The following is a 20813-nucleotide window of genomic DNA, read 5'->3' as shown; positions in this document are numbered from 1 at the left end:
GTGTCGTGTGCGGTGTCGTGTGTGATGTTGCGTTGGTGGTAGTGCGGTGATTGAAATGCCCTGCCGTCGGAGTGGGCGCGTGTCGTGGTTGCGTTATCGTATTGGCGACGGTAAATTTAGTAAACGATTTATCCCGGTGGGAAATCACGAAGTCGTGGTGCACAACAATCAAGCATCGGCGCACCATCGGGACCAGCAGAAAGGCAATGATTATGACCAGTCTCACCACAGCCGGATGGACAGGCGGGCAATCATCCGCGCAACCGGTCGCCGCCGACCGCTTCGATCCGGCATGGCTCACCGACCCGCGCACGTTCGCCGTCAACCGTCTCGCCGCCCACTCCAGCCACCGCGCCTACGACCACGTCCCAGCCGCGGGCGAGGCGTCCGACCTCAGGCAGAGCCTCGACGGCACGTGGAAGGTCGAACTCGTGGACCTCGCCGGCTACGGCAAGAGCACGCTCGCCGAAGCCGCCTTCGCCCAGCCCGCCTACGACGACTCCGCATTCTCCCCCATCGACGTGCCCTCCGCGCTCGAAGTCAAGGGATTCCTCAAGCACCAGTACGTGAACCAGCAGTACCCGTGGTCCGGCCATGAGGCCCCGGTCGCGCCCGGCATCCCCGAACACAACCACGTCGCCCTGTACCGCCGCGTGTTCGCCCCCGCTCTGAAGACCGCCGCCGCGATCCGCGACGGACGCACCGTCACCCTCACCTTCCACGGCGCCGCCACCGCGATCGCCGTGTGGCTCAACGGCACGTTCGTCGGCTACGCCGAGGACTCCTTCACCCCGAGCGAGTTCGACGTCACCGGAATCATCCGCGAAGGCGCGAACACGCTCGCCGTCGCCTGCTTCGAGTTCACATCCGCGAGCTGGCTGGAGGATCAGGACTTCTGGCGTCTGCACGGCATCTTCCGCAGTGTCGAACTCGCCGTGCATCCGCGCGTCCATGTCGCCGACCTTAAGGTCGACGCCGACTATGACGCCTCGACCGGCGAGGGCGTGCTCGACGTCGTCGCGACGCTCGCCGGCTGCGACGCTGACCTCGCCGGCGCGACCGTCGATCTCGCGCTGCGCGACGCGGACGGCGTCGTCGTGTGGGGCGAGACGAAGACCGTCGCCGACGTGACAACCCCCGTCGACGTGACCGCCCCCGCCGTCGCGCAGGGCACGGTCACGTGGCACGCGAACGTCGGCCAGGTGAACCCGTGGAGCGCCGAGGATCCAGCCCTCTACACGCTGGAACTCGTCGTCGCCGGCGCGGACGGCGCGCTCGTCGAAGCCGTCCCGCAGCGCATCGGATTCCGCCGCTTCGCCATCGAGGACGGACTGATGAAGCTCAATGGCAAGCGCATCGTGTTCAAGGGCGTCAACCGCCACGAATTCGACGCCCGCACCGGCCGCACCGTGCCCGAATCGGATATGATCGCCGACATCCGCTTCTTCAAGCGCCACAACATCAACGCCGTGCGCACCTCGCACTACCCGAACGAGAGCCGCTGGTACGAACTGTGCGACGAATACGGCATCTACGTGATCGACGAGACGAACCTCGAGACGCACGGCAGCTGGACCTCCCCCGGCGACGTGCTCACGCCCGACCTCGCCGTGCCCGCGAGCCGCGACGAATGGCGCGGGGCATGTGTCGATCGCACGCGCAGCATGATGCGCCGCGACTACAACCATCCGAGCGTCGTCATCTGGTCGCTCGGCAACGAGTCGTTCGGCGGCGACGTGTTCCGTTCCATGTACGACTTCGTGCATGCGAACGACCCGCATCGCCCGGTCCACTACGAGGGCGTGTTCTGGCAGCAGGAATACAACGACGTCTCCGACGTGATGAGCCGCATGTACGCGAAGCCCGCCGAAATCGAGGAACTCTACCTCGGCGACAACGCCAAGCCGTACATCTCCTGCGAATACTCGCATTCGATGGGCAACTCCACCGGTGGCCTGCACCTGTACACGGCGCTCGAGAAGTACCCGAAGTACCAGGGCGGCTTCATCTGGGACTTCGTCGATCAGGCGCTCGTCCAGAGGCTCCCCGACGGCACCGAGCGCCTCGCCTACGGCGGCGACTTCGACGATCGTCCGAACGACTACGAGTTCAGCGGTGACGGCATCGTGTTCGCCGACCGCACCCCATCCCCCAAGGCCGCCGAAGTCAAGCAGTGCTACGCGAACGTCAGGCTCGTGCCGGACGCGCACGGCGTGACGGTCACGAACGACAACCTGTTCGTGTCCACCGCCGGCTATGTGTTCACCGCGCGCGTGCTCGTCGACGGCGTCGAACGCTGGCACGCCGACTACCGCTTCGACGTGCCGGCCGGCGAGACCCGTCGCGAGGCGGTCGGGTTCCCGTCCGTCACCGATCTGGTGGACGTGACGGGCGGCGATTGCGGTTGCGCGGCAGGCGGCCGGTACGAGGTCACGTATGAGGTCGACCAGCGTCTCGCCGTCGCCACCGACTGGGCGCCGGCCGGGTACGAGCTCACGTTCGGCCAGCACACGACCGTCGTGTCCGTGGACGGCGACGGTGCCGGTGCGGCGGGCGGTCGCGCGTGCGACGGTGCCGCGCCGCGCGCGACCGTCGCCGCCGACGGCTTCAACGCGGGAATCCACGACGGCCGCGACGAGATCATCCTGTCGAAGTCGCAGGGCGGCATCGTGTCGTTCCGTCGCGACGGACGTGAGATGGTCATCCGCCGGCCGAATCTCACGACGTTCCGCGCGCTCGTCGACAACGACCGCGGCAACGGCTCCGGATTCGACCGCGCGCAGTGGTTCGCGGCGGGCCGGTACGCGCGCGTGACCGGCACGTCGGTGGAACCGACGGCCGACGGCCACGGCCTGACCGCACGCTACGACTACGAACTCGCCGATGCCGCGCACACGCCGGTCGTCGTGCGCTACGACGTGGACGACCGTCTGCGCGTGCACCTGACGGTCGAATACCCGGGCGAGGCCGGTGCGGCCACGCTGCCCGCGTTCGGACTCGAATGGAAGCTGCCCGCGCAGTACGATCGCCTGCGCTTCTACGGATTCGGACCCGAGGAGACCTACGCCGACCGACTGCACGGCGCGAAGCTCGGCGTGTTCTCGCGCACGGCCGAGGATGATTTCGCGCCGTACCTCGTGCCGCAGGAGACCGGCAACCACGAGGGCGTGCGCTGGGCGGAGATCACCGATGCATACGGGCACGGCATGCGCGTTTCGGCGGGTGACGTGCGCGGCTGCGGGNGTGACGGTGCTTCGGCTGGCTCCGGTGCGGCGGATGGCGACGCGAAGCCGTTCGCGGTGAGCCTGCTGCCGTACAGCTCGCTGATGCTTGAGGAGACCATGCACCCCGACGAGCTGCCGCCGGTGCGCAACACCTACCTGCGTCTGCTCGCCGCCCAGATGGGTGTCGGCGGCGACGACACGTGGGGTGCGCCCGTGCACGACGAGTTCCAGGTGCCGGCGGATCGGCCGCTCAAGCTCGACGTGACCCTGGAGCTGCTGTAGACGCGGTTCGGTCCGGGAAGGTAACGGGTCGGTCCCTATGAGTAACGGTTCCCTCCTTGGGTCGTCACGGAAAACCGTGGCAACCCGAGGAGGGAACCGTGTGGGGTGGGGAGGGAGTCGTGATGGTCGGGGATTGGCCTCCCCGATCATCACGACTCCTCATCGGATCACAGCACGCCCTGGGCGACCATGGCGTTGGCGACCTTGACGAAGCCGGCTGCGTTGGCGCCGAGCATCAGATCGCCTTCGTGGCCGTACTCCTTGGCGGCCTTCAGCGACTCGGCGACGATCGACTCCATGATGGACTTGAGCTTCGCGTCGACCTCGTCGAACGTCCAGTTCAGGCGGTAGCTGTTCTGGCTCATCTCCAGGCCGGAGACGGCCACGCCGCCCGCGTTCGCGGCCTTGGCGGGGCCGTACAGCAGGCCGTTCTTCTGGTACACGGCGATGGCCTCCGGCGTGGACGGCATGTTCGCGCCCTCGCACACGACCTTGCAGCCGCCGGCGACCAGCGCCTCGGCCGAGGCTTCGTCGATCTCGTTCTGCGTGGCGCACGGCAGCGCGATGTCGCACGGCACGGTCCACACGCCGGAGCAGCCCTCGTGGTATTCGGCGCCCGGCACGCGCTCGGCGTACTCCTTGATGCGGCCGCGCTCGACCTCCTTGATCTGCTTGACGACGTCCACCTTGATGCCCTCAGGATCGACGACGTAGCCGTTGGAGTCGGACACGGTGACGACCTTCGCGCCCAGCTGCTCGGCCTTCTCGGTCGCGTAGATCGCGACGTTGCCGGAACCGGAGATCACGACGGTCTTGCCTTCGAACGAATCGCCCTTGAGCACGCGCAGCGCCTCGGCCGTGTAGTAGCAGACGCCGTAACCGGTGGCCTCGGTGCGGGCGAGCGAGCCGCCGAACTCCAGGCCCTTGCCGGTGAGCACGCCGGAGTACTCGTCGCGGATGCGCTTGTACTGGCCGAACAGGTAGCCGATCTCGCGCGCGCCCACGTTGATGTCGCCGGCCGGCACGTCGGTGAACTGGCCGATGTGCCGGCACAGCTCGGTCATGAACGCCTGGCAGAAGCGCATGACCTCGGCGTCGGACTTGCCCTTCGGGTCGAAGTCGGAGCCGCCCTTGCCGCCGCCCATCGGCAGCGTGGTCAGCGAGTTCTTGAGGATCTGCTCGAAGCCGAGGAACTTGATGACGCCCTCGTTCACGGTCGGGTGGAAGCGCAGGCCGCCCTTGTACGGGCCGATCGCGGAGTTGAACTGGACGCGGTAGCCGCGGTTGACCTGCACCTTGCCCTCGTCGTCGGTCCAGGCGACGCGGAACTTGACCACGCGCTCCGGCTCGACGATGCGCTCGAGCACGCCCGCCTTCTCGTATTCCGGATGCTTCTCGACGACCGGCTGCAGGCTTTCGAAGACCTCCTGCACGGCCTGCAGGAACTCCGGCTGATCGCCGTCGCGCTGCTCGACCTGCGCGTAGACGCGCTTGACGTACTCATTCGTGAGCATAGTGAAACTCCCCTTTGGGTTGGACCATCAATAGACGATTCCGATTGTAGGCGCGCAACGAGGAATCGCTCAAGAGGTGAGGGTGAGATTCGCCATCAGATGGACATCGCGGCGTCGCGATACCCCCGGCCGCGTGACATCGGACCATCCGCCGCTCACGTGAGGTCGAGCGCCTCGGCGACCTCGTCGACGATGGCGTGCATCGCCTCGCGCGCACGGTCCGGCTCGCCGCGCCACACCGCCTCGGCGACGGCGTCATGCGCGTCGAGCGCGGCCGGTTCGGGCCGTTGCGGGTACATGTGCAGCTCGACGCGGCCCTTGAGCACGATGCCGATGATGTCCGCCATGCCGGCGAACAGTTCGTTGCCGCTGTTGAGCAGCAGTGCCGAGTGGAACCGCACGTCGAGGTCGTGGAAGTCGGCGAGGTCGCCCGTCTCGCCGAGTTTGCGCAGTTCCCCCGCCATCACGGGGAACATCGCCTTCGCCTCCATCGCCGCGTTGCGTGCGGCTGCGGCCGCCGCCGCCGGTTCGATGGCGAGGCGCAGTTCGGTGAGCGCGCGCAGCTGCTCCTTGCGCCGCGTCGACATGAGCTTCCAGCGGATGACCTGCGTGTTGAGCGCCGCCCATTCCGCGACCGGCCTCGGGACGAGGCCGACGCGGCGGCGCACGGTCACGGCGTTCATCGATTCCAGATATTTGGCGACTTCGCGCGCGACGGTGCGTGACGTGGAGAAACGGTCCTGGATGGCTTCCAGCGTGAGCGGTTCGCCGGGATTCCAGCGCCCTTCGAGGATGTCGACGGCGAGTTCGTCGGTGATGGCCTGATGCAGCAGTTCGCTCGGCGTGCCCAAGGTCAGGTTGAGTGCGGGGGCGTCCGTGGTGCCGCGGTCGTTGCTCGTGGTGGTACCGGCGGCGGATACCGGGGTGCTGTCGCTCACGATGTCTCCTTGATGCCGTGATGATGGCGTTTTTCGATGCTGCCTGTTCGCGTGATATGACGCCTTCATCATACCAATTTCGGGAATGATCCAAGTTTTTCCAAAAAGGTAGTACTTTTGACTTGACAAGTATGATTAAAACAGGATATAGTCATACCAACAAATCAACAAGGCAGTTGAGCACCGGCCGCAACGGTCCGGTGAAGGAACCGAAGGAGATTCGCACATGAGCATTCATGTCGTCGTGATGGGCGTCGCCGGATGCGGCAAATCCACTGTGGCGGAGGCGATCCGCGACCGGCTCGGCTACACCATGGCCGAAGGCGATGATTTCCATCCGCAGGCCAACATCGACAAGATGAGCGCCGGACATCCGCTGACCGACGAGGACCGCTGGCCCTGGCTGCGCGTCATCAACACGTGGATGGTCGCCCGCGAGGCCCTCGACCAGAACACCGTCGTCTCCAGCTCCGCCCTGAAGCGCGCCTACCGTGACCTGCTCAGCGAGAATGTCGACGTGTTCTTCGTGCACCTCGCCGGCTCCGAGGAGCTGATCTACAGCCGTCTGTCCGCCCGCAAGGACCACTTCATGCCGCCGTCGCTGCTTGCCAGCCAGTTCGCCGACCTGCAGCCGCTCGGACCGGATGAGAACGGCGTCGTCGTCCCCGTCGACGGCACCATTGACGAAGTCGTCGAGCAGGCCGTCGCCGCCGTCAAGGCCTACCAGGACAGCAAGGTCCCGGTCGCCGCCTGAGGCCGCCGCTCCCCCACTTATTCTCCCAGCCTCAGGCTGCCAGCTCCCCCAAGTGGGAGACCGAACACAGAGATCCTTCCAACGACTGTAAGGAACCACCAATGAATCTCATCATCGCGGCCATCGTCGGCATCGCGGCCATCGTGCTGCTCATCGCCGTGGCCAAGGTCCATCCGTTCATCTCGCTCATGGTCGGCTCGTTCGTCATGGCCGTGTGCGCCGGCGTTCCGTTCGACGAATCATGGGACAGCTTCACCTCCGGCGTCGGCTCGACCGTCTCCAACGTCGGTCTGCTCATCGCCTTCGGCTCGATCATCGGCACGCTGCTGTTCGCCTCCGGCGGCGCCGACGTGATCGTCGACACCATCATGGCGAAGACGCCGCTGCAGCTGCTGCCGTGGGCCATGGCGCTCATCGCATTCATCGTCGGCATCCCGATGTTCTTCGAGGTCGGCGTCGTCATCCTCATCCCGGTGGTCCTGTTCGCCGCACGCCGCGCCAAGATGCCCGTCATCCTCATCGGCATCCCCGCCCTCGCCGGCCTGTCCACGCTGCACGCGTTCGTGCCCCCGCACCCCGGCCCGCTGGTCGCGATCTCCGCGCTCAACGCCAACCTCGGCGTCACCCTCGCCCTCGGTCTGCTCGTCGCCATCCCGACCGTCATCATCTCTGGTCCGCTCATGGGCCGCATCATGGCCAAGTGGGTGCCGATCCAGGCCCCCGAGCAGGCAGCCGAGAAGGACGCCGTCAAGGACGAGTCCAAGCGCCCCTCCTTCGCCCAGGCGATGACCGTCATCCTCCTGCCCGTCGTGCTCATGCTCGCCGCCTCCGTCGTCGATCTGACCGGTCAGAAGGAAGCCATGTGGGGCCGCGTGCTCGTCTTCATCGGCACCCCGCTCACCGCGCTGTTCATCACCGCCGTCGTCGCGATGGTCCTGCTCGGATTCATGCAGGGCCGCACCCGCGAGTTCATCAACGGCGAAGTCGGCAAGGCCTTCGCCTCCGTGGCCGGCATCGTGTTCATCGTCGGCGCCGGCGGCGGCTTCAAGCAGACCCTCGTCGACTCCGGCATCGGCGACGTGATCGCCAACGGCATCACCGAATCCGCGATGAACCCGCTCATCGCCGGCTGGCTGGTCGCCGTGCTCATCCGCCTCGCCACCGGTTCCGCCACCGTCGCGACCGTGACCGCCTCCGGCATCATGGTGCCGCTCGCGCAGGGCATGAGCCCGACCCATCTGGCGCTGCTCGTGCTCGCCATCGGCGCCGGCTCCGTGTTCTTCTCCCACCTCAACGACGCCGGATTCTGGCTCGTCAAGGAGTACTTCGGCATGTCCGTCTCGCAGACCCTGAAGACCTGGTCCCTGATGGAGACCGTGCTCTCCGTCGTCGGCCTCGGCTGCGTCATGCTCCTCTCCCTCGTCCTATGACGTCCCGGGCCGGTCCGTCCGGGGAAACCGCTTCGGGCCGGCCCATCTCTCGAAATCTGTCGAACCCTCGCATCGCCTCCAATCCCCTGGAAACGTCAAATATCCACATCGCACCCACATCGCACCCACATCGCTGTGAAAGGACACTGAAATGCAGATCGGAATGATCGGACTCGGCCGCATGGGCGGCAACATGGCCAAGCGTCTCGCCGCAGGCGGCCACCAGGTCGTCGGCTACGACATGTCCCCCGAATCGGGCCGCGACGTCGACTCGCTCGAAGCGCTCGTCGCCGCGCTCGACGCCCCGCGCGTCGTGTGGGTCATGGTCCCCGCCGGCAAGCCCACCGACGACACCATCGACCGTCTCGCCTCGCTGCTCGACGCCGGCGACATGATCGTCGACGGCGGCAACACCCGCTACGTGGACGACGCCCGTCACGCCAAGCAGCTCGGGGAGCTCGGCATCCGGTTCATGGACTGCGGCGTCTCCGGCGGCGTGTGGGGCATCGACCGCGGCTACGCGCTCATGGTCGGCGGCTCCCAGGAAGACTTCGAGTTCATGCGCCCGATCTACGAGACCCTCAAGCCGGACAGCGAGTACGGCCTTGTGCTCGCCGGCCCGGTCGGCGGCGGCCATTTCGCGAAGATGGTGCACAACGGCGTCGAATACGGCATGATGCAGGCGTTCGGCGAAGGCTTCGCCACGATGGTGCGTTCCGAGCTCATCGCCGATCCGGCCGCCGTGATGACCTCCTGGAAGGACGGCTCGGTCGTCGGGTCCTGGCTGCTCGACCTGCTCGCCAACGCGTTCAAGACCGACCCGACGCTGGAATCCATGCCGCCGGTCGCCAACGAATCCGGCGAAGCCAAGTGGATGATCGAGGCGGCGCTCGAACTCGGTGTGCCCACTCCGGCCACCGCGGCCGCGCTGTACGCCCGCCAGACCTCGCGCGGCGGCGGCGACGACACGCTGCGCGTCGTCTCCACGATGCGCGCCCAGTTTGGCGGCCACGTCACCAAGGCCTGAGGCGTGTTGGCCGCGCCTGTGAGGTGTGGATCGCGTTTCCCAGCACGTTGAGCGTGTTCTAGGTCGATTCTCCGAAGTCTTCCGAAGACCTATGCTCACCCTCATGATTCCGGAAAGCCCGGGACATGGCGATTGCCGTGTCCCGGGCTTTCCGATTGGTCTCCCGGCGATAGAATGGGAGAAACGGTCGGCCAAAGACGGTTCATGAGGCTGGTGGGGAAGCCGACGTAAACGCCGGTATGCCGGTGGGAAGGGTGGTCGGAACAATGAACATCTGCAAGCAATGCGGGAGACCGGTACCGGTCGGAGAACAATTCTGCGCATCGTGCGGGGCTCCGGTCTCCGCGCAGGGACTCAATCCGGTTTCCGCGCCGATGCCGCAGGTCTCCGTGCCATCCGGCCCTGCTCCAACTGGTCCCATACCAATCAATCCGTATGCCGCCGATCCGCACGCCATGCCGACGCAGGCATTGCCGCAGCAGCCGGTGCCGCCCATCTCCACCCAACCGACGCAGGCATTGCCGCCGCTCCCCCAGACTCCACCGGCCCCCACGCAGCAGTTCGCGCCGGTGCCGCCCGTTGCGCCGGCGGCTCCCGCCGTGCCGGCGGTTCCCGGCGGAATGATGGGAGGAATCCCCTCGCCCGATCCTTCGCCCATCCCGGCACCCAATTCCGGGAATCCCGCGACGCCTCCGGCCGTCACGGGCGTCGGTCCAGGCGCTCCCGCGCAATCGCCCTTCCCGACGGCCTCCGGTACGGTTCCTCCCGTTCCCGGAGTCCCGTCCTCTTCCGTGGTTTCTCCCGTCCCTGGCGCTCCTGCCGTACCCGGAGTGCCAGGCGCTCCCGGAATGCCCGGTGTTTCCGGTGCCCCCGGGGCGCCGATGCGTCCCGTCGCGGCGAAGCGCAGGATGAGTGGCGGCAAGATCGCGGCTATCGTGGGCGGCATCGTGGCGGTGCTCGTGGTCATCGCGCTCGCCATCATCATTCCGAATCTCACCGCGGTGAAGGCACTGCTCGGATTCCGTCCGAACAACCCGATCGTCGTTACTTCCGACGCGATCGCATCGGTCGGCAAGCTTTCCAGCACGCGCTACGAGATTTCCGGCAGCAGCGACGAGACCGGCGCTTTCTCCGCCGACGGCGCGTGGTCGCTCGGTACGGATACCGATTCGTCGATGCTGTACTTCACCACGAAGAGCGACGATTACGGGCGTATCGCCGTCGCCTGGCAGAACGGCAACTTCGGCTTCTCCATGCAGAGCAAATCCTATTGGACCGGTGACGTGGAAACCCAGTACGCCTACGCGTCGCGCGGCGACATCCGCAATGCGATCCGCGACCTCGCCGGCAGCGAGTGGGACGACGTCATCCTCGACACGAAGGACGCCGTCGTGAACAACGGCCACTGGGACTTCGCCGGCGCGTTGCAGACGTTCAACAAGGGTGCGAAGCAACTGGACGACAACTACGACGTGAAGCGTTGGAACGAAGGCCAGATGAACGAATCCGTGCAGAAGGAGTACGCGAAGTTCGCTCTCAAGTACTTCGGCGAACACTTGGAGAAAAAGGATGTGCAAAGCAAGATCTTCCCCAAGCAGGAGCGCGTGAAATCCGGCGGCAGCACGCGTCTGACTTATGACCTCGACCTGGATGCGTTCCTGCAGGACATCGGCGGGTACTGGCAGAAGAACGAGAAGCAGTATCCCGAACTGCGCGCGTACCTCGTCAAGCAGCTGCGCGAGCAGGAGGGATACTCGTCCAGCGAAGCCGACAGCGAATTCGACAAGGCCGTGCGGAAGCTCGCCGAAGGCGATTACGACAGCGGTGCCCTGCCGTCCGTTGAAGTGATGGTCGACTATGGTGCCAAGCGCTCGCTCAACGAGCTGGAGGTCACGGTCGACGGCGATTCGACCGGACATGCCACGGTGGATCTGAAGCTCAGCGACAAGGATGCGGTGTCCGTCGACGATCACGAGGTCAGCGATTTCATGGCGAAGGCCAAGAGCGAAGGCATCTCGTTCTGAGTCCCGGATTCGAGCCGTGAGGGCATTCCTTTGGTCCCTGTGGTCTTCCTTTGGTAACTGAGCAGCGGAACCGCCGATGAGACGGCGGTCGGCAGATGCGCAACAGCCCGGAATGTGGAGGTTTCCATATTCCGGGCTGTTCATGTTGCCGGCGTGATGTACCAAAGGAGTGCAGCAAGAACCAAAGGAAATACTCGAATGCCCCTTTTCGATGCCGGATCGTGGTGAGACCGGACCCGTCCGGCCTCACCACGGCTACTCTGCGCGGGCGATAGCCTGCTCACGGAGCCGTGTGGCGGGGAACCCGGTGGGTTCCCCGTAGGCGACGCCGAGCGGCGGCAGTCGTGAGGCAGTTACTCTGCGCGGGCGATAGCCTGCTCATAATCCTTGGTGCCCTTGAACACTTCGTGCGTCCACGGGTTGACACCCTGCTTCTTCGCGCGGATCAGGATATAGCCGAGTGCGAGCACGTTGGCGACGAGCGCGATGATCGAGACGGTGAGGTTCACGTTCGGATTGTTCACCGACTGGGTGGAGAACACCGAGTAGTCCTGGAACATCGGGAACACCTGCGCGAACATGCACCAGATGGCGAGCGTGTTGGCGCGGTTCTGGATCCATCCGCCCTTGTTCCAGATCGCGTTCGCGACGGTCGGGGCGAGCAGCAGTGCCAGGCCGCAGTACCAGGAGTGGGTGGGCAGGCAGTTGTACGTGTAGCAGAAGTTCCACAGGTCGTAGGCGACGATGAACACCCATGTCATGTCCGGCCAGAGCATGTCCTGCTTCTTCTTGGAGACGTAGATGCCGAACCAGCCGGTCATGCAGGCGATGTTGAGCAGGCCGGCCACGCCGTTGAATACGTTATGCCAGCCGCCCATGAGGGTCACGCCTTCGGTGGAGACCCACGTGGTGCCCCACGCGCGGATCGCGGATTCGAAGTCGGAGACGACGGCGATGAGGATGTTGATGGCGACGATCACGAACGGGAAGCACTTGAACCATTCGGATTTGCCGATCGATCCCCACTGGTATTTGAGCGCCATGAAGCCGATGCAGCCGGCGGTGGCGGCGTACAGCTTCGCGTAGTGGAACCAGCTGGTCATGTGCACGTAGGTGGGGTTGCTGAGTGCCCAGTCGGCACCCATCGCGGCGGCTGTGTAGATGGTCACGAAGTACACGGTGAGGATGGCCGGTACGACGAGGAAGGCGATGATGCCGCCGGTTTTCGTACGGCGTGCGAGTTCGTTCGCGCCGATGAGGCAGCAGAAGACGAGGATCCATCCGATCCACTGGTAGACGGCGTTGTCGCCATAGACCTGAAACAGCATGACTGTCCTTTCCTGGGCCTGGTATTCGGTCCGCGTCGTTGCCGGACCGTGACGCCGCGACGCGTGATCCACACACGTTGACGCGGTGTCAATTTCTCTCGCCGCCTATTGTAGACCTGGTTTTGACATCGTGTCAAAACCAGGTGTTTTCAGGAAGCCGGTCGGATGGCGTGATAACGACGAGGCCCTTGGAATCAAACCGATTCCAAGGGCCTCGTTCAACCAGTCCAATCGCTGCGTTCGTGGAGCATACCGGGTTCGAACCGGTGACCCTCTGCTTGCAAAGCAGATGCGCTACCAGCTGCGCCAATGCCCCGAATGGGATGCACGCAACGAATCTGAACTTGTCTGGATAGAAAAAAAGAGCGGCTCAAACATGGCCGCTGGTTTTTCCTGTGGGCCCGGGAGGACTTGAACCTCCGACCTCATCCTTATCAGGGATGCGCTCTAACCACCTGAGCTACGGGCCCGTCCATCGCGCTTCAGAAGCGCAACGAGTAGATATATTACATGCGATTCCGGTTGTGTCAAAGCGAGCTGCCCTTCGGCGTGTCGCGCGTGAATCCATGGCGTCGCCGAACCTTGTCCGTCGGCGCGGGACAATGACGGTATGCCGTATCGTCGTCCTTCCCCCGCGTCCGCCTCACGGTCTGCTGCGTTCCCCCGGCGGTCCGCCGCGTCCGCCCCGAACCCCGCACCTCGGCCCGCCGCGCCCGTCCGCGTCATCGACATCGACGGCATCGAGGTGACGGTGACGCGCAAGCGCATCAGGAACCTGTATCTGCGCATCAAACCGCCGTCCGGCACGGTCGAAGTATCCGCGCCGATGCGCATGGCGGAGTATCGCATCCGTGATTTCGTGCGCGAACGCCGCGACTGGATTATCGAGCAGCGGGAGCGCATCGCGCAGTCGCGTCGTCTGGTGGTCGAGGAGATGGCGGCGCGCGGCGGTGCCGTCGACGTGCCGTTGGAAGGTCTCGACGATGCCGCGTTCGCTGGCCTCGATGGGGCCAATGGCGGGAAAACGATGGGAGGCGCAGATGGCTTGAATGACTCCCGTGGCTCCGACGGCACAGCGGATGCCGGTTCTGGCGACAATGGCGGTAGCGGCTCGCCCGACCTCGCTCGCGCGTTCGTCTGGACGGACGAACGCCGGCGTGAGGCGGCGTCGTCCATCGAGTCGCAGCTGCCCGCGCTGCTCGACAAGTGGGCGCCGATCGTCGGCAAAAGGCCCACGCACGTCACGCTGCGGTTGATGACGTCGCGGTGGGGGTCGTGCACGCCGAAGACCGGCCGTATCCGCATCAACCTGCAACTGGGGCTGATGGAGCCGCGGTTCCTCGAATACGTGCTCGTGCACGAGCTGACACATCTGTGGGAGCATGGCCACGGCCCGCGGTTCCGCGCGCGCATGGACGCGTATCTGCCGGGCTGGCGCGCGTTGCGACGTGAACTCAATCGGCGCGCGGTGCTGTAACGCGACACCGTAACGCGACACCGTAACGCGGTGCTGTGCGGTGTCGTGGCGTGCGGTGCTGTAACCCGTCATCGGCAACGTTGATGACGGCGGCGGCGTGTTTCCCCTCCGAAAGCGTAATGTCCGTGGCGATTGTATGGTGATATGTCATCGCACATGTCGATTCGAGATATGTCGAAACACCAACGGAAGTAACGGAAGAAGAGGGCCATCATGCGCACAGGACTCACGAAACGCATCACCGCCGCGCTCGCCGCGACGCTCGGACTCGCGCTCGCGCTGTCCGGCTGCGGCGCGACGGGCGGCGCAAGCGTGGACGCCGACGCGACCGGCGCCGACGGCAAACAGGTGGTCGTCGTCAACGACGTCGAACCGGCGAGCGGGCTCATCCCGTCCGACACGAACGACCTCGCCGGCTGGAAGGTCGTGACGCAGCTGTTCGAAGGCCTCGTCACGTTCAGCAGCACCGGTAAGCTGATCTACGCGGACGCCGAGTCGATCACGCCGAACGACGACGCCTCCCAGTACACAATCAAGCTGCGTGACGGCCTCGAATTCTCCGACGGCGAGAAGATCACCGCCGAGACGTACGCGAAGTCGTGGTCGTTCGCCGCGAACGCCGCCAACGGCCAGATGGGCGCCGCGATCTTCGCGACGATCAAGGGCTACGACAAGCTGCAGGACGAGCACGGCGACAAGAACGCGCAGCTCGAAGGCCTCAAGGTGATCGACGACCAGACCCTGCAGGTCACGCTCGCCGCGCCCGACTCGTCGTTCGACTACAAGGTGGGCGACGTGGCGTTCCTGCCGCTGCCGTCCAGCGCGTACAAGGATATCAAGGCGTTCGGCGAGAAGCCGGTCGGCAACGGCCCCTACCAGTTCGCATCGTGGAGGCACGACAGCGAGATCAAGCTCACGCCGAACCCGAAGTACACGGGCCCGCGCAAGGCGCAGAACGGCGGCGTCACGTACAAGCTGTACACGAACCTCGAATCCGCGTACGCCGACCTCACCGCCGGCAACCTCGACGTGCTCGACTCGATCCCGAACAGCGCGCTCGCCACGTACAAGAACGAGGATTCGATTCAGTCGTTCAGCAAGGCGGGCCCCGGATTCAAGGCGTTCACGATCCCCTCGAACCTCAAGCACTTCACCGGCGAGGAGGGCCGTCTGCGCCGCGCCGCGATCTCGTACGCGGTGAACCGCGACCGCATCGTCGACAAGGTCCTGCGCGGCACCGCGACCGTCGCCACCGACTTCACCGCACCCTCGATCGCCGGCTACTCGAAGTCGCTTTCCGGCTCCGACGTGCTCTCCTACGACGCCGCGAAGGCGAAGGAGCTGTGGGCGAAGGCCGACGCGATCTCGCCGTGGGACGGCACGTTCCGCCTCGCCTACGCCTCCGATTCCGGCTCGAAGCAGTGGGTGGACGCGATCGTCAACTCGATTAAGAACGCGCTCGGCATCGACGCGAAGTCGTACCCGTTCCCCACGCAGAAGGACTTCTCCGGCGCCGTGCACGACCGCACGATCGACGCCGCGTTCACGCAGGGCCTCCAGTCCGACTACCCGCATCCGGAGGGCTACCTCGTGCAGGCGTACGATTCCTCCGCCGCCGACGGCAAGGGGCTCAACAACGGCGACTACAAGAGCTCCGAGTTCGACTCGCTGATCGACGAGGCCGCGAAGCAGACCACGCTCGACGGTTCGGTCAAGTACTACCACCAGGCCGAGGAGCTGCTGCTCAAGGACCTGCCGGTGATCCCGCTGTGGTACGGCAACGTCTCCGCGGGCGCGTCCAAGGGCGTCAAGAACGTGAAGTTCAACTACATGGGTCTGCCCGAGTACCAGAACCTCGTGAAGGAGTAGGTGGGGTAGACGGCCATATGATGTTGCTCCCGCTGGCGGGAGCTGTCCGGCATCGTCGGACTGAGGGTGGTCGTTCCCGTGGTGTTGCTTCCGTGAAACCGCTCCCGCTGGCGGGAGCTGTCTGGCATCGTCGGACTGAGGGTGGTCGATGGTGGTTGTTCGTGGCAGTGAATAACCGCGTAAGCGTCCCGCAGTGGAAGTGTCCCGGGTGGGAGCGTCCCGTAGTCCGGAAATCCACCCATTGCTCCGGATTGCGGGACGCTGACGTTTGCTCAGCGTCCCGCTGTCGGGAGCAATGGGCCGTGTTCCCGACTATGGGACGCTTACACCTGCTCAGCGGCGCTTTGTCGGTAGCAATGGGGTCATTTCCGGACAACGGGATGCCGGGAACCGGCGCTGGAAACGGGGCGCTGGAAACGGGACACTGGGAACCGGCGCTGGGAACGAATGAGCGGCGGAAACATCGGAGCGAAGGGTGTGTCTTATCTCCGTGTTTTCCGCCGCTCGGAGTTGTGCGCCCTCACGCGAAGTGATTGCGCCTCGGGCTGGGGTCTCTACGCCCGTGCCCGGCACGTTCTCACGTTCTCACGCGAGGTGGGAGCGCATGAACCACTGGAACTTCTCGAGCTCCTGCACGTGGTCCTGGATGATGTTGGAGCTCACGAGATCGAGCTCGTCCAGTTCGGCGATGGCCTTGCGGTCGTCGGCGATGAACGCGTCATAGTACTCGATGAGCGCCTTGAGGTAGGCTTCGGTGCCGGCGCGGCCCTCGACGTCGAACGGCTTCCACGTGCGGTTGCGCGTGATCGCGTCGGCGCGGCCGTCCGGGGTGCCGCCCAGCGTGGCGATGCGCTCGGCGGTCTCGTCCGCCTGCGCGAGCACGACCTCGACCTGCGGGTCGAGCATCTCGTGCACGGCGATGAAGTTCGGGCCGGTCACGTTCCAATGCGCGTGCTTCAGCACGAGCGCCGCCTCCTGCTCCTGGCTGAGACGGTTCTGCAGGATGGCGATGGCCTTCTCGGAGGTCGCTTCGTCGAGACCCGGGACGATGAATGCAAGTGTCATGGTGTTCCTTCCTTCCGTGATCGGAACGCCCTCCTGCAGGAATCTCCCGCAGGAAGCCTTGACTCCGAGTCTACCCGCAGTCCAGGGCTATAGGAACTTTTGTGGTGTTTATAACCGGGGTTTGGCCTTGTGGGAGTAAGCGTGTCGGGGTGTTATTTTCCCCGGCGGGAAAATAGGGGCGTTCCGGTGGTGGGCTGGGTCCATGAGAACGAGATCCAGCAAGGCGAGGAAATGCCCGGTGTGCGGCCTGCCGATGAGGAAGAACGGGTTGACGGCGAAGGGGACCCAGCGTTGGAAGTGCACGGCCTGTTCGTTGAGCTCGACCATGCCGCAGGAGAGGGCCGCGCGCGGCAGGCAGCTCGACGCGTTCCTCGGCTGGCTGCTCGGCCGCGCGTCCCAGTCCGCGTGCGACGCGAACGGCGATGCGCGGGCATTGCGCAAGCGGACCGCGTGGTGCTGGAACATCCGGCCCGTCATCCCGCCGCCGACCGTCAGGCATCACACGGTGATGGCGGACGGCACGTACATGAACCACGACTGGTGCCTGATCGTCGCGATTGACGGCGAGAGCGGCGAGGTGCTGGGCTTCCAATGGTGCGAGCATGAGTCGAAGGCCGCGTACATGGCGCTGTTCTCCCGCATCCCCGCGCCCGACGTGCTGGTCACCGACGGGCTGCGCGGCGCCGAGACCGCATGCCATGAGACATGGCCGGCCACGCGGATCCAACGCTGCCTGGTGCACGTGCAGCGAAACACCCGCACCGACCTGACCTCGAAGCCCAGGCTCGAGGCCGGCGGGGAGCTCAAGAGACTCTCCGACCGGCTCACCAAGGTCCATGACGCCGGACAGGCGGCCCGATGGGGCGAGGCCCTCAACGCATGGCACCTGCGCTGGAAGGACTTCGTCAACGAACGCACCCTCGCGAAGGCCGACCCCGCGAACCCGAAGGCCGCCAGGCAGGAGTGGTGGTGGACCCACCAGGAGGTCAGACGCTGCTACCGGCGGTTGGAGAAACTGTTCCGCGAGGGCAAGCTGTTTGCGTTCCTCGAGCCTTCGCTGACGGCGGGCGGCCCGGTGGCGCGCACCACGAACCGTCTGGAGGGCGGCGTCAACTCGCCGCTCAAGCACGTGCTCCTCGACCACCACGGTCTGCCCGAGAAGCACATGAGACGCGCCTGCGAATGGGTATGCTACATGAAAAGCCGGGACCCGGACCCCGCATCACTGATCCGCCCGGAGCAGTGGAAGACGACGAGGCCGGCCGGACCATCGGGCGACGGCGACAGCGGCGGGCCGGTATACGGCACCGGCATCGACTGGAACGAGTTCCACACCCACACCCCATGGAAATCGGGTGACTAGGAAACGAAGCCTAAAACACCACAAAAGTTCCTATAGGCCGCAGTCCACTGGACTGCGGCTTACGCCTCGATCAGCAATTAAGGACTCGCCTGCGGCGAGACTCAGACCTGCCTTCGCTCGGCTGTCGCCTCGCTCAGGCCTCAGCTACTCACGATCCACTGGATTGTGAGTTTCACGCTTCGGCATGATCGGGCGCGCCGGCTTTGCGGACTTCGATCGTGTCGATGCGGCGGCCGTCGACCTTCGTGACGACCATGTCGTAGCCGTCGGAGTGGAGCACGTCGCCGACCTCGCCCATCTTGCCGGTGTGCGCGAGGAAGTAGCCGGCGACGGTCTCGTACGGGCCGTCCTCGAGCTCGATGCCGGTCAGGTCCTCGAAGTCCTCGAGCGTCATGCCGCCCTCGATGGTGGCCACGCCGTTGACAAACGCGGTGCGGCGGTCGCGTCGCGCGCCGCCCGGTTCGCTCGGCAGATCGTATTCGTCGCGGATGTCGCCGACCAGCTCCTCGGTCATATCCTCCAACGTGACGATGCCGTCCGTGCCGCCGTACTCGTCGATGACGACGGCCAGATGGATGCCGCGCTTGCGCAGCAGTTCGAGGCTGGGCAGCAGCTTCGACGTGCCGGGCAGGGAGATGCCCTCGCGCGTCACGTCGGCCACGGTCTTCGCGTCCGGGTCGCGCACGTCGAGCAGGTCGCGCACGTGCACGAAGCCGAGTACGTCGTCGAAGTCCTTGCCGGTGACCGGGTAGCGCGAGTACGGCATCTCGCGCACGTACGCGGCGGCGTCGGCGATCGGCATCGCGCCCTCGATGAACACGACGTCGGCGCGCGGGCGCATCACCTCGGCGACGATCGTCTCGGAGGCGTCGAACACGTCGTCGAGGATTGTGCGTTCGTCCTTGCTCAGGTTCGTGTTCGAGTTGACGAGCACGCGCAGTTCGTCGTCGCTCACCTCGGATTCGGTCTCGTTCGGATCGAAGCCGAGCAGACGCACCAGGCCGTTCGTGTTCTTGCCGATGAGCCAGATGATCGGGCTGCACACCTTCGCGAAGATGTCGATCGCGGGCACCACCGCACGGGCGATCGCCTCGGTGCGCTGCATGGCGATGCGCTTCGGCACCATCTCCGAGATGACGATCGAGCAGTAGGAGATGATGAGCGTGAGGCTGATCGTGGTCAGCGGCGCGGCGATGTGCGCGGGCACGCCCCAACCCTCCACGACGGGCGTGATGTACGGGGAGATCGACGATTCGCCGAACGATGCGGACAGGAAGCCGCACAGCGTGACGCCGATCTGCACGGTGGACAGGAACGTGTTCGGGTCGCGGGCGATCTTGGCCACGCGTGCGCCGCGTGCGTCCTCCTGCTCCATCTGGTCGACCTGGGAGCCGCGCAGGCTCACCAGCGCCAGCTCGGTGCCGGAGAAGATGGAGCCGAGCAGCAGGAAGACGAAGATCAGCAGGATGTTCAGGCCAAGTGACATGCCCTCCACTCTAGGGGTGCGGCACGTCAAAGCGGTTTTGGCGGCGGCTTTGCCCGCAAGGACGTTGCCTGCGCGGCACCGTGTCTCCCCGGCGGCGTGTCGCGTTGTTGACAAGTCGAAACGATTCGACGTATGATGTTCGCGAAACGTTTCGACAGTGACTGTCGGAATGGGAACGACGTGGACGAGACCGCAATGACGTGGCGATGGCAGTCGACATGACAACGCGGGACCGGCCGCGAACGGTTCGGTGAGGATATCATCGAAGACAGTGCCGTCAACGCGCGGACGCGACCGTGGAAAGGAGGCGATGATGGCTGGAATCAAGGATGTGGCTCGTGCCGCCGGGGTCTCGGTCAGCACCGTGTCCTATGTGCTGTCGGGCAAGCGCGCGATTTCGGAGAAGACCTCAAGCAAGGTGATGGAAGCGGTCCGGGAACTCAGGTACACCCCGGACGCGTCGGCGCAGAAGATGCGCGGCCGCCGCAACCAGATCCTGGCGGTGAGCGAGCCGATCCGCGGCGACATCAACGAGGCCAAGTACAACGCGTACTTCCTCCACACCGCGTGGCAGGCGAAGAACGCCGGCTACGACGTGCTGTTGCTGACCGGTGAGGACGCGGTGGACGACATCCAGCGCGTGACCCGCAGCAACATGGTCGACGGCGTGGTCCTGCTCGACATCGTCGAGGACGACGACCGCGTCATGCAGGCCGATTCGTACGGCAAGCCGTGCGTCGCCATCGGCTACCCCGCGAACCGCGGCGACTGTGCGTGCGTGGACGTCGATTTCGATGCCGCCGCCACGATGGCGATGGACTACCTCCATGAGCGCGGCCACCGCACCGTGGCGCTGCTGCGCGACAACGAGCGCGACTACGCGCGAGGCTCCGGCTATGTGGTGACGCTGCGTCAGCGCATGCTGGACCGCGCCGCCGAGCTCGGCATGCGGGTCGTCGAGTCCGGGAAGAACGAGGCCGGCCGTTTTGACGCCGCCGCGTTCGTCCGCGAGCTCATGGCCATGAACCCCCG

General features: G+C 65.4%; 14 protein-coding genes and 2 tRNA genes. 9 read left to right on the top strand and 7 right to left on the bottom strand.

What is annotated here, in order from left to right:
- The first annotated feature begins 212 nt into the window (after nt 1-212).
- Nucleotides 213-3506, top strand: a complete 3294-nt coding sequence (lacZ, locus tag Uis4E_RS05080) for a beta-galactosidase, LacZ type (protein WP_101622140.1) — start codon at nt 213-215, stop codon at nt 3504-3506.
- Nucleotides 3507-3673: 167 nt separating this feature from the next.
- Here lacZ and gdhA read toward each other — a convergent pair whose 3' ends face one another.
- Complete coding sequence (gene gdhA / locus Uis4E_RS05075; RefSeq protein ID WP_101622139.1) at nt 3674-5020, bottom strand: NADP-specific glutamate dehydrogenase; 1347 nt, start codon at nt 5018-5020, stop codon at nt 3674-3676.
- Nucleotides 5021-5175: 155 nt separating this feature from the next.
- On the bottom strand, nt 5176-5877 hold the full coding sequence (locus tag Uis4E_RS05070) for a FadR/GntR family transcriptional regulator (protein ID WP_034525765.1): 702 nt from the start codon (nt 5875-5877) through the stop codon (nt 5176-5178).
- A 307-nt stretch (nt 5878-6184) separates the two neighbouring features.
- Between Uis4E_RS05070 and Uis4E_RS05065 the strand changes: the two genes are divergently transcribed.
- From Uis4E_RS05065 to Uis4E_RS05050, 4 genes are all read left to right on the top strand, one after another.
- Nucleotides 6185-6712, top strand: a complete 528-nt coding sequence (locus tag Uis4E_RS05065; protein ID WP_034525623.1) for a gluconokinase — start codon at nt 6185-6187, stop codon at nt 6710-6712.
- A 101-nt stretch (nt 6713-6813) separates the two neighbouring features.
- Nucleotides 6814-8142, top strand: a complete 1329-nt coding sequence (locus tag Uis4E_RS05060) for a GntP family permease (RefSeq protein ID WP_034525620.1) — start codon at nt 6814-6816, stop codon at nt 8140-8142.
- A 151-nt stretch (nt 8143-8293) separates the two neighbouring features.
- Nucleotides 8294-9169 (top strand): phosphogluconate dehydrogenase (NAD(+)-dependent, decarboxylating), encoded by an 876-nt coding sequence (gene gnd, locus Uis4E_RS05055; RefSeq protein ID WP_101622138.1) that lies wholly within the window; start codon nt 8294-8296, stop codon nt 9167-9169.
- Between the two features lie 908 nt (nt 9170-10077).
- The gene (locus Uis4E_RS05050; RefSeq protein WP_133125397.1) at nt 10078-11193 is read left to right on the top strand and encodes a hypothetical protein; all 1116 of its coding nucleotides are present in this window, start codon (nt 10078-10080) and stop codon (nt 11191-11193) included.
- 353 nt (nt 11194-11546) lie between these two features.
- Here the strand turns inward: Uis4E_RS05050 and Uis4E_RS05045 are convergent, their stop codons facing one another.
- From Uis4E_RS05045 to Uis4E_RS05035, 3 genes are all read right to left on the bottom strand, one after another.
- Nucleotides 11547-12521, bottom strand: a complete 975-nt coding sequence (locus Uis4E_RS05045; RefSeq protein ID WP_101622136.1) for a DUF5692 family protein — start codon at nt 12519-12521, stop codon at nt 11547-11549.
- A gap of 243 nt (nt 12522-12764) precedes the next feature.
- A tRNA-Ala gene (locus Uis4E_RS05040) sits at nt 12765-12837 on the bottom strand.
- Between the two features lie 80 nt (nt 12838-12917).
- Nucleotides 12918-12991, bottom strand: a tRNA-Ile gene (locus Uis4E_RS05035).
- Nucleotides 12992-13131: 140 nt separating this feature from the next.
- Here Uis4E_RS05035 and Uis4E_RS05030 point away from each other — a divergent pair.
- Both Uis4E_RS05030 and Uis4E_RS05025 read left to right on the top strand, forming a co-directional pair.
- Nucleotides 13132-13998 carry a M48 family metallopeptidase gene (locus Uis4E_RS05030; protein WP_101622135.1) on the top strand — a complete coding sequence of 289 codons (867 nt, stop codon included), beginning with the start codon at nt 13132-13134 and terminating at the stop codon, nt 13996-13998.
- A gap of 213 nt (nt 13999-14211) precedes the next feature.
- A complete protein-coding gene (locus Uis4E_RS05025; protein ID WP_101622134.1) occupies nt 14212-15867 on the top strand; it encodes a peptide ABC transporter substrate-binding protein in 1656 nt (551 codons plus the stop codon).
- A gap of 585 nt (nt 15868-16452) precedes the next feature.
- Here the strand turns inward: Uis4E_RS05025 and Uis4E_RS05020 are convergent.
- Entirely contained in the window at nt 16453-16932 is a 480-nt protein-coding gene (locus tag Uis4E_RS05020; protein WP_101622133.1) for a Dps family protein, read from the bottom strand.
- A gap of 202 nt (nt 16933-17134) precedes the next feature.
- Here Uis4E_RS05020 and Uis4E_RS05015 point away from each other — a divergent pair, with 202 nt between their 5' ends.
- Entirely contained in the window at nt 17135-18295 is a 1161-nt protein-coding gene (locus Uis4E_RS05015) for an IS1249 family transposase (protein WP_101622132.1), read from the top strand.
- A gap of 172 nt (nt 18296-18467) precedes the next feature.
- Here the strand turns inward: Uis4E_RS05015 and Uis4E_RS05010 are convergent, their stop codons facing one another.
- Nucleotides 18468-19781 (bottom strand): hemolysin family protein, encoded by a 1314-nt coding sequence (locus tag Uis4E_RS05010; protein WP_165784855.1) that lies wholly within the window; start codon nt 19779-19781, stop codon nt 18468-18470.
- Nucleotides 19782-20094: 313 nt separating this feature from the next.
- Here Uis4E_RS05010 and Uis4E_RS05005 point away from each other — a divergent pair.
- Nucleotides 20095-20813 (top strand): LacI family DNA-binding transcriptional regulator (locus Uis4E_RS05005; RefSeq protein ID WP_101622130.1); only part of this gene is annotated, 719 nt, incomplete at its 3' end.

This window comes from Bifidobacterium parmae (assembly GCF_002860365.1).
In the GTDB taxonomy this organism is placed as follows: Bacteria; Actinomycetota; Actinomycetes; order Actinomycetales; family Bifidobacteriaceae; genus Bifidobacterium; species Bifidobacterium parmae.
The sequence above is the reverse complement of the archived record's forward strand: the minus strand, read 5'-3'. Positions and strand labels throughout refer to the sequence as shown.

Bases quoted from the DNA above. Each gene is read 5' to 3' on its own strand.
- gdhA (WP_101622139.1), bottom strand. From the start codon at position 5,020: ATGCTCACGAATGAGTACGTCAAGCGCGTCTACGCGCAGGTCGAGCAG.
- Uis4E_RS05050 (WP_133125397.1), top strand. From the start codon at position 10,078: ATGAGTGGCGGCAAGATCGCGGCTATCGTGGGCGGCATCGTGGCGGTG.
- gnd (WP_101622138.1), top strand. From the start codon at position 8,294: ATGCAGATCGGAATGATCGGACTCGGCCGCATGGGCGGCAACATGGCC.
- Uis4E_RS05060 (WP_034525620.1), top strand. From the start codon at position 6,814: ATGAATCTCATCATCGCGGCCATCGTCGGCATCGCGGCCATCGTGCTG.
- Uis4E_RS05065 (WP_034525623.1), top strand. From the start codon at position 6,185: ATGAGCATTCATGTCGTCGTGATGGGCGTCGCCGGATGCGGCAAATCC.
- Uis4E_RS05025 (WP_101622134.1), top strand. From the start codon at position 14,212: ATGCGCACAGGACTCACGAAACGCATCACCGCCGCGCTCGCCGCGACG.
- Uis4E_RS05010 (WP_165784855.1), bottom strand. From the start codon at position 19,781: ATGTCACTTGGCCTGAACATCCTGCTGATCTTCGTCTTCCTGCTGCTC.
- Uis4E_RS05020 (WP_101622133.1), bottom strand. From the start codon at position 16,932: ATGACACTTGCATTCATCGTCCCGGGTCTCGACGAAGCGACCTCCGAG.
- Uis4E_RS05045 (WP_101622136.1), bottom strand. From the start codon at position 12,521: ATGCTGTTTCAGGTCTATGGCGACAACGCCGTCTACCAGTGGATCGGA.
- Uis4E_RS05015 (WP_101622132.1), top strand. From the start codon at position 17,135: ATGAGAACGAGATCCAGCAAGGCGAGGAAATGCCCGGTGTGCGGCCTG.
- Uis4E_RS05030 (WP_101622135.1), top strand. From the start codon at position 13,132: ATGCCGTATCGTCGTCCTTCCCCCGCGTCCGCCTCACGGTCTGCTGCG.